The 13,821-nt window shown below is 59.7% G+C and carries 10 protein-coding genes; 6 read left to right on the top strand and 4 right to left on the bottom strand.

Annotated elements, in window-relative coordinates:
- Positions 1-7: 7 nt before the first annotated feature.
- From JJ959_RS06270 to gluQRS, 3 genes are all read right to left on the bottom strand, one after another.
- Entirely contained in the window at positions 8-1,267 is a 1,260-nt protein-coding gene (locus JJ959_RS06270; protein ID WP_292880974.1) for an ATP-binding protein, read from the bottom strand.
- 140 nt (positions 1,268-1,407) lie between these two features.
- On the bottom strand, positions 1,408-2,262 hold the full coding sequence (locus tag JJ959_RS06265; RefSeq protein WP_292880971.1) for a TauD/TfdA family dioxygenase: 855 nt from the start codon (positions 2,260-2,262) through the stop codon (positions 1,408-1,410).
- Between the two features lie 79 nt (positions 2,263-2,341).
- Positions 2,342-3,202 (bottom strand): tRNA glutamyl-Q(34) synthetase GluQRS, encoded by an 861-nt coding sequence (gluQRS, locus tag JJ959_RS06260; protein ID WP_292881283.1) that lies wholly within the window; start codon positions 3,200-3,202, stop codon positions 2,342-2,344.
- 110 nt (positions 3,203-3,312) lie between these two features.
- On the opposite strand from gluQRS, the gene JJ959_RS06255 reads away from it, so the two are divergent.
- The 4 genes from JJ959_RS06255 (at position 3,313) to JJ959_RS06240 (ending at position 6,445) form a co-directional block, all read left to right on the top strand.
- Entirely contained in the window at positions 3,313-3,966 is a 654-nt protein-coding gene (locus JJ959_RS06255; protein WP_292880968.1) for a dienelactone hydrolase family protein, read from the top strand.
- 238 nt (positions 3,967-4,204) lie between these two features.
- Entirely contained in the window at positions 4,205-4,747 is a 543-nt protein-coding gene (locus tag JJ959_RS06250; protein ID WP_292880967.1) for an HNH endonuclease, read from the top strand.
- Positions 4,744-5,313, top strand: coding sequence for an HNH endonuclease (locus JJ959_RS06245; protein ID WP_292880965.1), 570 nt, complete (start codon positions 4,744-4,746; stop codon positions 5,311-5,313). Before JJ959_RS06250 ends, JJ959_RS06245 begins: the two co-directional genes overlap by 4 nt.
- Positions 5,314-5,584: 271 nt before the next feature.
- Entirely contained in the window at positions 5,585-6,445 is an 861-nt protein-coding gene (locus JJ959_RS06240) for an HNH endonuclease (RefSeq protein WP_292880963.1), read from the top strand.
- Between the two features lie 84 nt (positions 6,446-6,529).
- On the opposite strand, the gene JJ959_RS06235 is transcribed toward JJ959_RS06240, so the two are convergent.
- A complete protein-coding gene (locus JJ959_RS06235; protein ID WP_292880959.1) occupies positions 6,530-9,172 on the bottom strand; it encodes an AAA family ATPase in 2,643 nt (880 codons plus the stop codon).
- A gap of 210 nt (positions 9,173-9,382) precedes the next feature.
- On the opposite strand from JJ959_RS06235, the gene JJ959_RS06230 reads away from it, so the two are divergent.
- Positions 9,383-10,627, top strand: a complete 1,245-nt coding sequence (locus JJ959_RS06230) for a DNA repair exonuclease (RefSeq protein WP_292880956.1) — start codon at positions 9,383-9,385, stop codon at positions 10,625-10,627.
- 11 nt (positions 10,628-10,638) lie between these two features.
- A partial coding sequence (locus JJ959_RS06225) for a YhaN family protein (protein ID WP_292880953.1) occupies positions 10,639-13,821 on the top strand: 3,183 nt, incomplete at its 3' end.

Raw genomic sequence — 13,821 nt, 5'->3', positions numbered from 1 at the left:
GGGACGTTTATCTCTCGTTGGCGGGTGTCGCAGTCGTCGGAGGGAAGGATAGCGTCACCGTCGTTCCGCGGCCAAGCTCGCTTTCCACACCTATGGTGCCGCCCATCGCCTCGGTCAGCCGTTTGGAGACATGCAGGCCGATGCCGAGCCCGCCAGCCGTGACGTTGCGCTTCGCCTCGGAGCGAACATAGAGCTCGAAGATGTTTTCGAGTACCGCGGGCGCAATGCCGGTCCCGGTATCGGCGACCTGGATCTTCACGCCGGTCGCATCGCGCCAGAGGGCGAGAGTGATCGTGCCGCCCGCATCGGTGAACTTCACCGCGTTGCTGAGCAGGTTCAGCAGAACCTGACGCAGTCTTTGCGGATCGACAGGGTGATTGACATTATCCTTCGGCAGCAGAACGCGGATCTTCAGCTTTTCCGACCGGGCGCGCGGCTCGATCACCGAGCGGCATTCCCGGAGGATTTCCTTCAGATCGCAGCGCTCGAGCTTGAGCCGCAGATTGTTGTCCTCGATCAGCGAGAGGTCGATCAGTTCGTTGATCAGGTCGAGCAGGTGCCGGGCCGAAACGCCAATGGTCTTAACGTAATCCGCATATTTCTCGTGCGGCATCGGGCCGAGGGTCTCGTGCTGGATCATCTCCGAGAAGCCGATGATCGCGTTCAGCGGCGTGCGCAGCTCGTGGCTCATGGTGCCGAGGAAGCGGCTCTTCGCGACATTGGCGGCATCCGCCTCGTCGACCGCCTCGGTCAGTGCCTTCTCGATCTCGACATGGCGCGAGCTGTCCCGCATCGATGCGGTGAACATGATGCCGATCCCGGTCGGGACGCGCATCATGGACATTTCGACGGGAACCAGGCTCCCCTGCCGCTGCCGTGCGAAAACCTCCCGGTGCAGGGTCGGCGCCGCGTCGTCGGAGCGCGCCAGAAGGCTGCGGCGGATAGAACGGTGGGCGGCGCGGTCGGCATCGGGAAACAGGATTTCGACCTGCTGGCCGATCAGATCGGAGGATTTGTAGCCGAGCAACTGCCCGAGCAGCCGATTGGCGCCGCGGATGATACCCTCGGAATCGAACACGACCAAAGGATCCGGAACCGCATCGATCGGAATCGGCAGATCATTTTGGCTAAGACCTCCCGAGGCCCTGCCAAATGGCGGCTCTGAGTCGTTCCCCAAGTTACCTTGGCCCCGGAGGCTCGTATGCGGCAATGTGGTCGTTCCCGGCTGATTTCTTTGAACAGATCCGGCCCTGCCTGTCCCCCCCATCCGAACAGGCGGCCGACGGCCATTCTTTGCCGCCACGTCACAACACTAAGTGCAAAATGGTTCTCGATCCACTTTATTTAGTGGTGGGTTTATTGAAATTGTACTCAATTTGGAATGGTGTTCGCGTCCGGGGAATCCCTTCAGAATGGAGTGTCTCCCGCGAGGGTTATGCGGTGCATCAGCCGGCGAAACCCATGATAGTCGTTGATCGGGTAATGCATCGCCGCGCGGTTATCCCAGAACGCCATTGCACCCGGACTCCAACGGAACCGGCAGGTAAATTCCGGCTGAATCTGGTGCTCGAAAAGGAAATTCAGGATTGGCGCACTTTCCTCTTCGGTCATACCGTCGAAGCGGATCGTGTGGGCAGTATTGACGTATAGCGCCTTGCGACCGGTTTCGGGATGCGTGCGCACGACCGGATGGCAGGACTGCAGCTCGTCGCCCTTCATCCCGACAGACGCGTGTTTCATCATGTCGGTGCGGGTCTGCTGCACCCGGCTCTTGCCGGAAATGTGGATCGCCTTTAGGCCGCCCAGCAGATCCTTCATGCCGTCCGACAGGGCGTCGTAGGCGAGGTACTGGTTGGCGAACAGAGTGTCGCCGCCAAAGGGCGGAAGTTCCAGCGCGTAGAGCATCGTGCCCATGGGCGGCTGTTGCTGGTAGACCGTGTCGGAATGCCAGATGCCGCCGAAATTGTTTCGGTCCTCCTCGCGTTTCAGGATCGGCGTGATCTCGGGGAAATCCTCCAGTCCCTTGACGAAGGGATAGATCATTGGTTCGCCGAAGCGCTTTGCGAATGCGAGCTGCTGGACGGGAGTCAGTTTCTGGTCCGGCAGAAAAATCACGAGATGCTCGAGCAGGGCCTGTCTGACGGCGGATACCGTCGCCGCGTCGAGGTCGCGTGATGCGTCGATGCCATGAATCTCCGCGCCGAGCGCCCCCGCGATCGGACGGATATCGAGCGCGGGCTCGATCTTTCTTGAATGCGCCATGTTTTCCTCCCGGCCGCAATTGAGTTGCGTTTCTGCAATTTTTGCTCCGGGTAGTGCCGTCCGGCAAGCGGTGGCGTTCTTATTCCACGAAGCGGTCCGGAACGGCCATCCCGCGGACCTCCTCCGGCGTGAGGCCTTCTGCGCGCAGATCGCGGATTGCCGCTGATTGGTGGCGTTTCGCAAGACGTTTTCCGGTCATGTCCCGCAGCAATCCGTGATGCTGGTAGTCCGGCACGGGCAGACCGAGGAGTGCCTGCAGCAGGCGGTGGATATGGGTCGCCTCGAACAGATCCTCGCCGCGGGTCACCAGGGTCACGCCCTGCAGCGCGTCGTCGAGCGTCACCGAAAGGTGGTAGCTGGTTGGAATGTCCCGCCGGGCCAGGACCACGTCGCCGAAGATCTCCGGCCGGGCCTGTTGAGCACCCTTGCCGCGATCATGCCAGGTGAGTGGTCCGGTGCGCTCCATCGCGCGGGCCATGCGGAGCCGGAGTGCGAAGGACGCGCCTTCCTCTTCACGTTTTGCCCGTTCCTCGTCGGACAGCAGGCGGTCGGTGTCGGTCGGTGCGGTCTCCGGTGCGCCGTGCGGGGCGGACAGCGTTTCGTTCAACTCGCGGCGGGAGAGGTAGCAGCGGTAGAGCAGCCCCATTTCTCCCAGCCGGTCGAGCGCGGCCTGGTAGTCGGCGAAATGTTCCGACTGCCGGCGCACCGGTTCCGGCCAGTCGAGCCCGAGCCAGCGGAGGTCCTCCAGATTGCGGGCCTCGATCTCGGGCCGGCAGCGCGTGACGTCGATATCCTCGATGCGGAGCAGGAAGCTGCCTCCCTCCCGCGCCGCTGCTTCCGCGGCGAAGAGTGCCGAATAGGCATGCCCCAGATGCAGGTCGCCGGTAGGAGAGGGCGCGAAGCGGGTGACGGTGCCGGACGGTTTGGCGGCTGGCGGTATCGACGGCAGGGCTGAGGCTCCATGCTTGGCGCGACGCGGTTCCTGCTATAGGTACCTTAGCCGATGCGGGAGAGAAACCTGTGTCCCGAGTACTTTTTGGAGAGACGGAGATGATCGAACTCGACGGCCCCCGGATGGAAGCTGCCAGCGGCGAGAAACCGACGGCGCTCGTCGTGCTGCTGCACGGGCTGGGCGCGGACGGCAACGACCTGATCGGACTGGCGCCGGTCTGGGCGCCGCATCTGCCGCATGTCGCCTTCGCCTCGCCGCATGCGCCATTCCCCTGCGACATGGCTCCCTTCGGCCGGCAATGGTTCAGCCTGCAGGTGCGGACCGAGGAGGTCATGCTGAAGGGCGTCCGCGAAGCTGCGCCGATCCTCGAAAACTACCTTGCGCAGGAGCTGGAGCGCCACGGGCTCGGCTGGGACCGGCTGGCGCTGGTCGGGTTCTCGCAGGGTACGATGATGTCGCTGCATCTCGCGCCGCGCCTTGAAAACGCGGTGGCGGGCGTCGTCGGTTATTCCGGCGCCCTGGTCGGTGGCGATCTGCTGGCGGAAGAGATCAGGTCGAAACCTCCGGTCTCCCTGGTCCACGGCCAGGCGGACGAGGTTGTGCCGCACGGTGCGATGCCTGCGGCCGAGGCAGCGCTTGCGAATGCCGGGATCGAAGTCGAATCGATGTCTCGGCCGGGCCTCGGGCATGGAATCGATGAGGACGGACTGCGCCGCGGACTTGTTTTCCTGCAGCGTGTGCTACCTCAATAACAGTGGATAACGGGGGGTTTTTCCGGACCTATTCGCTGTGCGGAAAAACCCGGTGACAAGTTACAAAAACCGTAACAATATATTGATATCTACCGATTGCCGTTCAGGCTCAACGTGTTGGAAATAGAGGTCGGCGACACATGTACATCGTGATACCCCACAATATGTTGTGGTCGGGCGCGGTACTCTCTCGCCGGCTTCCTAGTCGGTAAGCCTCGGGCCGGAGGGAGAGACACGCATGAATGTTCAATCGGCGGCTCATCCTTCTCCGGCACTTGTCCTGAACGCGGATTTCAGACCACTCAGCTATTTCCCGCTTTCCCTTTGGTCCTGGCAGGATGCCGTGAAGGCGGTGTTCCTCGACCGGGTGAACATCCTCTCCGAATACGACCACGTTGTCCGCTCGCCGAGTTTCGAGATGAAGTTGCCGAGTGTCATCGCGCTGAAGGAATTCGTGCCGCAGTCGCGGCGTCCGGCCTTCACACGCTTCAACGTCTTCCTGCGCGACCGCTTCAGCTGCCAGTATTGCGGCGCCCGCTTCCCGACGCATGATCTGACCTTCGATCATGTGGTGCCGCGCTCGCGCGGCGGCCGGACCAGCTGGCTAAAACTGGGTGCAGCCAGAAATATATTGTTTCATGAAAAACAATGCATTAGAAATAATATATATATTCTATCGATATCGTGTAACCGCTTTCGGAGAAATCTCGCTTCGGTTTTTGGCCAGCTGAATGATCTCCTGTTGGGGCCGCGAGGCTTTCGGCCGGAGGGCGCGCGATGACCAGCGCGGTGCTCGGCGATCTGCGGACGCTCGTTCTTAACGCGGACATGCAGCCGTTAAGTTGGGCGCCTTTGTCGGTTCTCAGTTGGCAGGATGCTTTCGTTGCCGTCATGCAGGAACGCGTGATCCAACTTAAGACCTATGAGGATGTCCTTGTGCACTCGGCAACCAGGTCGCATGAGGTGCCAGCTGTTGTCGCGTTAAAGAACTATCATAAACGCAGACGAGTAGCCTTCACCCGATATCATCTTTTCCTACGCGACGAGTTTCGCTGCCAATATTGCGGCAATCAATTCCACGCTAAAGATTTGACTTTCGATCACGTAATCCCTCGGAGCCGCAATGGGGCGTCGTGCTGGACCAATATCGTTGCCTCGTGCCCGGCGGATAATCTCCGAAAGGGTAATCTGACGCTCGAGCAGTCTGGGATGAGACTTCTTCGCGCGCCTTTTGAACCGACACCCCACCAGCTTGATGCGATTGCACGTCGTTCGATGTCCATCAGGGAAGACCTGCACCGAACATGGTCTGACTTCCTATATTGGGATAGCGAACTGGAGCCCTGATTGTGCGCGGCCGCGGTTCGTGTGCTCAAGAGGTTCGTCTGCAAGGTATCCGAAAGAGCGTGGGAAGCACCCGGTTCATTAAGTGCGCTTAGCCTCGTGCATTTTGGTTTCCGTAGCCTAGGGACTGCTTTCGTGTTCAATCTGCAGCCGACTTCAGATAACTGCCGTCTGTTATAGGCTCGTGGCTGTGTCGTGTCGGCATGCACTCAGCCAAATGCCTTTGCTACGTCTGTGTTGGTTGGATTTTGGCTCCTTCGCCGGGTATTTCCATATGAGTCGATATGAGCCTCTTGGCATCTGCATCTATTGCGGTGAAACCGAACTGCCTGACGATGTGCCGAGATTTGGGGACGAGCACATTATCCCGCTCGCGCTGGGGGGGAACCTTATTCTCCCAGAGGCGAGTTGCAAGACCTGCGAGGCAACAATCAATCGATTGATCGAGACGCCCATCTCTAGCCAGGAATGGGGATATTTCAGATCCAAACACAATTTCCCGACGCGCAATAAGAGACGCCGGAAAACCCACGTTACTTTGAAAAAATACGACGGTGGCCCACTACAGGTACCAATCCGAGATTACCCGTCACCGGTTCCCCTATACCTGCTCAGCGAGGCCCGCATCTTGTCCGGCCGCGCTGCCTCGATTGACCCATTAAGCTGGACAATGAAGGTACTGACGGAAGATCGCTCTGAAACAGAGATGAGAGCCAAATATCCGGAGTGGGACGGAGGGCACCAGGTTAAAATTCGGGTGCATGAGTTCGCACGACTTATCGCAAAAATTGGGTACGGTTACGCTGTCGCAGAACTCGGGTATGGGGCCTTCCGACCAATTGCGAACGATATCATTCTTGGCAGATCAGATGACCTATTTGAACTGGTGGGAGGAAGCTTCGATCTGGAGGCCCCAATAGACGGCGGCGACCACCTTCTGAACATAGACGCCTTATTTGTCCGGGCTGGCATCGCGTTGGTGATCGTTCGGATTCGCTTATTTTCCGCTATGAATACCCCTATCTATCACGCGATCGTCGGTGAAATTAACCTCTATTGCCCGAGTCACCGTGCCGCGTTCGAGAAACACCGCGCTAACGGCAGAATGAAAAATATCTCGCCATGGAGGTCGTAGTCCGGCCCCAGACGATCTGCCTCGCAATGGCACTCCGCTTCCTTCAGGAGTTCCCCCTGACGTTTCCTAGCCACTTTATCGAGCTCAGTTTTTAGGCTTCATCTGCGGTCGCGCGGCCTCGGCCGCAGCGCTCTCCAATTTAAAATCAGAGATAAGCTGCTCCAGAGCCTTGATGTCGTCTTGGAATTGTTCTGGGTCAGGAACAGTCACAGTGTCTGCTGCTGGGTTATCGTGGCTATGCGTATTTGCTTTTGTCATGCCCTCGTGAAATCGGATCGCCAATTCGTTTGAGAGCGACACGTAGCGTAGTCTCTGTGTCTGAACGACGTCGGATCCACGCCGCACGACGTCGCTAAATATTACTTCTTCGATTACACGCTCATACGTATCACGCAGCCGACCGTATAGATTTTTGACTTGGAACTCATACTCAGCGGGGCTGGACATCTGAAGCTTTTTGAACGGCGCGGAGTGGTTCTTAATCTTCCCGATCCGTTTGGAAACATTGAGCCCTTTCCAGGCTACTCCGCCATCATCAATTTTGCCTGCAGAGCTTTTGTCGCTGAACAGCGCAATTGTTGTCGGCTCAATGTCGATGCTATCTGCAGCGCGACAAATCTCGTTGAAGAATATCATGTCGTGAGTGAAGACAATCACCTGTCGTTTGGCAGCTTCCTCTGCCAATCGCTCCGCAACCTTCTCGCTTCGGTCGCGATCCAGCGAAGAAACTGGATCGTCGATGACGATTGGGCCGGAGCCATCTGTCAAAGCGACTTCCGTTAGGAAGCCTGCTAGCGCCAATGCACGTTGTTCACCCTCGCTCAGGATCTCAGACGTTAAGCGAGTCACCTTCGTTTGGGGGTCAACTTCGAATTCTGCTTTGGTCTGGCCGCTCTTTCGGGTCAGTCCAATGTTCAGATGCCCGATTTCAAACCTTGATCGCTCTTGATTGAAACGTTCGACCACGGCGGCCGTTAGATGGGTATCTACAAGTTCATTTGCGCGTTGGGTTATAGAGCGAGATTGGACTTCGGCGAGGGCGTTGGCATAGGCAGCGTCGGTAAGCATGAGGTCTCGTCGGGTGCTCAAATTCGAACGATGCGTAGCCAGAATTTTCCGGTCCTCAAGCTCGGCTTTCTCGGCGAGAAATTTCTCTCGCTCGTCCGCATCTGATACTTTTTCCAATGCGCTTTTCTCAGCCAGCAATTTCTCCTTCAATTCAGCCAGTAGCGCGATTGGGGATGTGAGAACCGGCGTGGAAGTCTCGGCTTCGCCGTTAAGACGGTTAAAGGCTTCGATCCTTCGTTTAGTGACAACTGCTTGAAAAGTTGCCAAGGCTTCGGCGGCTGCCTGATTTCGTTTCCGTAATTGCTCCAGACGTTCGGAGAAATCAGCGGCGGACAAACCAGTTAGTTCCGGCAAACCCTCAAGCGCTTCGATTACTGCCGTCTCGGCCAGAGAGGCCGATTTATCGAGAGTGTCATCCATGAACGCTTGAAAGCGTTGCAATCTGTTCGCCCCTTCAGGAAGAAGCGTCTGTTGGCACAGGACGCATGCTGCGATATCGCTGTCGCTTGTTGTGACCGGAAAGGGCTGGTCTACGTAAGCCTCGCTGACAGAAAAATCGCGGGCTGCTGCCCAGAGTGCTCTCCAGGTTTCGCTCCCGACCCCTGACAATGGTTCTTCCGTGAATAGCTCTGTCGCGGCGACCTCCGCCGCTTGGCGCGCAGTGAAAGCTTTGGCCTTCGCTGCGGTGCATTTCGCAAGTCCTTCGTCCGAAAGCGCACCGATTGCCACCTCACTCTCTTTTAGAATGGAATCCAGCCATAAGAGCAGCGCAGTTAGGTCCGCTGCCGCTGTCGAGGCTGCAGACAAGATTGAAGTGATCTCATCCAAACGCGTCTGATCATTGTCGTCAAATCGCGCGGCGGCATCGATTTGCTGGTCAGTCGTGTCTTTGTTCAGGTTTCGATTAAATGACTGGGCCGCGGTTTGGCGTGCCGCTACAAATGGCACCGCTGTCAGACTGACTTTGTTTCCGATCGCGCTTGCCCGTTCGGCATCCAAGCGCTCCTTCAAAATCATCCCCACAGAATTTAACCGGTGAGGCAAATCCAGACCAAACGGCAAATATCGGATTTGGTTGCCGCCATCGACGTAAAGCTGGGCTGACGCCGAATCGAAAACGGCAATCGGCGCGAGTCGTGCGTCGACCTCGCCATCTGGAGTCCAAGGTACTGCTAGGTCACCGTTTCCCAAGTCGATGATTATGTTGGCGCTCTGTGGGGCTGAATTGTCGCCATATACGTTGGCGAGAACTTTGAGCTTTGCAGGATTCTCAATTCGAGTTCGGCAGGCCGTTCGAAAAATGCGTACGAAACCGCTCTTCCCGCTGCCATTCCTTCCATAAACAACAGTTAGCGAGTTGGGAGAAAAGCTAAGGGAGGCGTTCGATTGAAGCCGGTTGACGTTTTGAACTTCGGCAATTCCCTTAAGAATAAGGGGCTGGCTGTTTCCTCCACTGAAATGCTTTCGTTCGAAGGAAATCGGTGTCGGCGGCGTAACAGTCTGCGAGAGTTTTGAGCCGTCTCTAATAATGGCCAGGAGATCGGTGAAGTCGCTCTCTGTCAGGGTGTTCTGAGTCGCCAAGCGCCGAAGGCAATCCTGTCGCCAAGGCGATAGCTTCTTGGACCAAGATTCGATCTCGTCGATTGGCGTGGCGGCCATCACGTTCCTCATAAATCACCTGCAATCTCGGATTGATTTTTGATTGTGGAATTCTAAAAATCAATCGATCTAAGCAAGTAGGGAGCCTGCGATAATGGTGCTAACCAAGGTGGCCGCCTGCATTACCGCGATGAATCTCCAGGAAGCGCTGAAAACTAATCTATTTGTGCTGACGCACATATCCCACGAAGGAAGATAGAAAACCATTTCATGTTGATCGTTCACGCGGCTGACATTCACCTCGATAGCCCACTCGCTGGCTTGACGTTGCGCGCCGGTGAGCGAGCATCAGACCTCGTCGGTGCAACCCGTCGAGCATTCACAGCGTTAGTCGACCACACCATCGAAATAGAGGCATCTTTGCTGCTGATCGCGGGCGATCTTTACGATGGCGATTGGAGGGACTTCTCGACCGGCCTGTTCTTCGTGTCCGAGATGGCTCGCCTGGACCGCGCCGGGATCCGGGTCGGTGTCATCAAGGGCAACCACGACGCAGAGAACCAGATGACACGGTCGTTGACCTGGCCCGGCAATGTGAAGGTCTTTCGGAGCGACCGCGCCGAAACGTGGACACTTGACGGCCTTAGCGTCGCGGTCCATGGCCGCAGCTTCCCGAAGCGGGATGTTACCGAAAACATTGCGCTGGCTTATCCGGATCCAGTGCCCGGCTTGCTGAACATCGGTATGCTGCACACCGCCGCCGACGGTCGCCCGGGCCACGCCTTCTACGCTCCTTGCTCCATTCGCGAACTCGTCGCCAAGGGCTACGATTACTGGGCGCTCGGACACATCCATGCCCGAGCCGTCCTGAGCGAGAATCCGTGGGTCGTATTTCCGGGTAACCTTCAGGGGCGCCACGCCAACGAGGCCGGTCCTAAGGGCGCTACTGTCCTGACTGTCGACGGGCATGAGATCACCGGCGTCGAGCACGTCACGTTGGACGTCGTGCGATGGGAGCATGTGCGTGTCGATCTATCGGGATCCGATGAGTACGAAGATGCCCTGGCCCGGGTCCGGGACGTACTGTCCAATGCTGTTGACGCGGCTGAGGGGCGGACACTGGCAGCTCGGCTGACGATCTCGGGCCGTACACCGCTGCATAGCGAACTCGCCGGGGATCTTGAGCGCACTCGGGCCGAATGCCTTGGCATCGCTCAGCAGGTCGGCGGCGACGTCTGGGTCGAGCGCGTGGTTCTGCAGACCGAGGACTTTGAGCGGCCTGTGGCCTCGACCGACGCCGATGCGATCGCCGAGCTCCTGCGAACGGTCGACGAGATCCTGAAGAGCTCCGAGGAGATGAATGCGCTCAAGGCCTCGCTTGAGCAGTCACTGACCCGGGTGCCAGCACGCGTACGGGAACTGGCTGGCCTGAAGGAGGTTGATGACGGGACCCTAGTCACGGTGCTCGAGGGCGCGACGGCGACTCTTCGCCATCGCCTGCTCGGCGCGGGTTAAGGGCGGTCACGATGCGGATTGAGAAATTCCATCTCGAGAGGTTCGGCCACTTCGACGATCTGCACTTGGACTTTTCGGGCGACAATGTCCGCCTTCATGTGATCTACGGGCCGAACGAGGCGGGCAAGTCAACCGCATTGGCTGCGATCTGTGACGTGCTGTTTGGGATCCCCGAGCGCACGCCATACAACTTCTTGCACGACTACAGCCGTCTGAGGATCGGCGCGACGATCACGAACGCAGCCGGACAGCATCTGGCGTTTAAGCGTCGCAAGGCCCGTGGGAATAGCCTTTTGAAGCCAGACGAGAGCGGAGAGCTTCCGGCGGATAGCTTGGGGCCGTTTATGGGCGGCGCGACGGAAGATTTCTTCACCCGCATGTTCGGCTTGAATCATCAGCGTCTGCGTGAGGGCGGCAAGGGCATGCTGGAGGCCGGTGGCGACATCGCCCGCAGCCTGTTCGAGGCCGGTGCCGGTACCGCCCATCTATCGACCGTTATGAGGCAGCTGTCTGACGACGCGGACGCCATTGGGGCGCCGATCAGGAAGGCTTCGTCGAAGCCGTACTGGCAGGCACATGATCTCTACGAGAAGGCCATTTCCCGCATGAAGTCCGAGATGCTGCGCGCGGACCACTGGGTCGCGGCCGAGCGGGCGGTCACAGCGGCCAGAACGGCTCTGAAGGAAGCCGAGGATGCCTTGGCGGAGTCGCGCAGGGAGCAGAGCGCCCTTGAGCGGATCCGCCGGGTGGCACCGATCCTCCGCAGGATCGAGGATCTGCAGGAACGCCTGGATGCCCTAGGCGACGGAGTGGATCTCCCTGAGGGCTTCGCTGAGACCTGGCAGCAGGCGACCAAGGCGTTCGAGGACACATTCGCGGCAGTCAAGAGGACCACCGAGGCGCTAGATCACCTGCGGGGTGACCTGAAAGCGCTTGGGAGCGCGGACCCGTGGCCTGCATCGGCGGACCGGATCACCGCCCTCATGACGCACCTGGGTGACTACATCGACAAGTGTCGGAGCATACCGAACCGCGAACGGGAGCTTGCCCTTGGATGGGGACAAGTCGAAGAGCTTCTGAAGAAGCTTGGGTTGTCCATGTCGCCGGAGGAGATCGCGGATCGAGCACCGACCGCGCGATCAGTCGGTCGGGTGAAGGCGCTGATCGCTGAGTCCAACCGGCTCGACGTGAAGATGACCTCGGCCCGTGATGAACTCGAGCAGGTCGAGGCGGCTGTGCGCCAGGCCGAGAGACAGCTGGAAGAGGCGGGCTCGCCGGTCGACCCTGCGGCCGCGGCGGCCGCCGTGAAATCGGCCTCCGAACTGGGAAACACGGCTGCCCGGCATGCTCAGGCCAAACGCGCGCTCGAGAAGACCGAGGAAGACCTTGCCGACGTTCTGTCCGGCCTCGGGCGATGGTCCCTCGGCGCCGATGAACTGGCGAAGAGGGCATTCCCCGCTGGTGAAGCCGTCGCCCGACTGGGGCAGGCCTTGGATCGCCTCGGGCGTGATCAGGAAGCATTGGCCGATGAGCGCGAACGCAAGCTGTCGGAACAGCGAGATCTGGGAGGCGAACTCATAGCGCTTGAGGCCGGAGGCGAAGTTCCGACGCCCGAAGCCCTGCAGACGGCTCGCGAGCACCGCGACGATGGATGGCGTTTAATCCGGCGCCGCTATGTCGAAGGCGCCGACTTGCCCGAACAGGCGCTTGCGGAGTTCGGCGGGGACGCCGGTGTGGCCGAGGCCTTTGAGGGTGCGGTGCACCACGCCGATTACCTGGCCGATGGCCGTGAACGGGAGGCTGACCGTATTGCCCGGTTCGCTACATCCACTGGCCAGCTTGAGAAGGTCAAAGCGGATCTCGCTGCCCTGGAGACGCGCCAGGAGGACCTTGAGCAGCGGAAGCACACCTGGACAACGGAGTGGGAGGCCCTGTGGCAGCAGAGCGGCGTCAAGCCTGGTGCACCGGCGGATATGCGGGATTGGTTGGCGCGCAAGGATCAGGTTCTCTCGAAGCTCCGGGACTTCAGATCAGCGCGGTCGGCCGAACAGGAAGCGGCAGCCGAGGACCATCAGGTCCGGGACCATCTCATTCGTGCGGCCGCGAAACTTGGGCTCGACGGCACCGAGGAGCTTACGACGCCGGTCCTGCGAGAACGGGTGACGGTCGCGTTGGATGCGGCGGACAAGCGTTGGACGGGAGCGGTAGAGCTCAAGCGTACGCTGACCGCCAGCCGCCAGCAGGTCGAGGAGCGTCGGGAGGATCTGGCCCAGGTCGAGGCGGATCAGAATCAATGGCGCAAGCAGTGGGCGGCCGAGGTGCCCGCACTTGGGTTGCCGTCGGACGCCGCGCCCGAGGAAGCGGACGAGGCGCTGTCGGTCTGGCAGGAGATCGAGAAGCTCCGGGCGGACCTGTTGCAGACGGCAAAGCGCCTGAGGGACATGCAGGAGGTGATCGCGGCCTATGAGGCCGATGTCGGATCCCTGATGAGCGAACTCGGCGAAGCCGCCGCCGATCTGAGCAAGGAGACCGATTGTGCCGTTCTGGTGCCGTTGCTCCGGAACCGGTTGGACGAGGCTCAGCAGCGCCAGGCCCGTATCGATGAGGTCCAGGCCCGCATCCGTAAGGCAGAAGCGGACCATGAGGTTGCCGAAGAGCAACTCGCGGCCGCTAATCAAGAACTGGCATCGCTTCGCCAGACGCACGGCCTTCAGGCCGATGCTGATGTCCCTGCACTGGCCCGGGCATCGGACGAGCGACGGGTGATCGTACATGGCCTCCAGAAGGAGCGTGACGACCTGAGCTCGGCGGGTGACGGTCTGGATGAAGATGCCCTGCGGGAGGCGGTCAGCCGCTTGGGTGCGGACGATGTGGTCGCGGGTATCTCCCGCATCGGCGACGAGATCACGCGCCAGCTGCAGGACGTCCAGGGAGCCGAACGGACGCTCACTGAGGCTCAGGGCGAGCTAAGGGCGCTGGGACAGCGAGAAGGCGCTGGATCGGCAGCCCAGGAGGCGAACGACGCCGCGGCCGAGATGGTCGACCATGTCGAGCGCTGGCTACGTCTCCGAGCCGCCAACATCATCCTGAATCGGGCCGTCGAGCGGTATCGAGAGGCGAACCAGCACCCGCTCGTCCAACGCGCGAGCGAGATCTTCGCTGCGGTAGCCTCGACCGGCGCCAATCCGATCACG

The organism is Nisaea sp., from assembly GCF_017640745.1.
In the GTDB taxonomy this organism is placed as follows: domain Bacteria; phylum Pseudomonadota; class Alphaproteobacteria; order Thalassobaculales; family Thalassobaculaceae; genus Nisaea.
This window is presented reverse-complemented; position numbering and strand designations above follow the sequence as displayed.

What these genes read in the sequence shown, in the direction of transcription:
- JJ959_RS06270 (WP_292880974.1), bottom strand. Translation starts at nt 1,267, where the DNA reads ATGGGGGGGACAGGCAGGGCCGGATCTGTTCAAAGAAATCAGCCGGGA.
- JJ959_RS06265 (WP_292880971.1), bottom strand. Translation starts at nt 2,262, where the DNA reads ATGGCGCATTCAAGAAAGATCGAGCCCGCGCTCGATATCCGTCCGATC.
- JJ959_RS06255 (WP_292880968.1), top strand. Translation starts at nt 3,313, where the DNA reads ATGATCGAACTCGACGGCCCCCGGATGGAAGCTGCCAGCGGCGAGAAA.
- JJ959_RS06250 (WP_292880967.1), top strand. Translation starts at nt 4,205, where the DNA reads ATGAATGTTCAATCGGCGGCTCATCCTTCTCCGGCACTTGTCCTGAAC.
- JJ959_RS06245 (WP_292880965.1), top strand. Translation starts at nt 4,744, where the DNA reads ATGACCAGCGCGGTGCTCGGCGATCTGCGGACGCTCGTTCTTAACGCG.
- JJ959_RS06240 (WP_292880963.1), top strand. Translation starts at nt 5,585, where the DNA reads ATGAGTCGATATGAGCCTCTTGGCATCTGCATCTATTGCGGTGAAACC.
- JJ959_RS06235 (WP_292880959.1), bottom strand. Translation starts at nt 9,172, where the DNA reads ATGGCCGCCACGCCAATCGACGAGATCGAATCTTGGTCCAAGAAGCTA.
- JJ959_RS06230 (WP_292880956.1), top strand. Translation starts at nt 9,383, where the DNA reads ATGTTGATCGTTCACGCGGCTGACATTCACCTCGATAGCCCACTCGCT.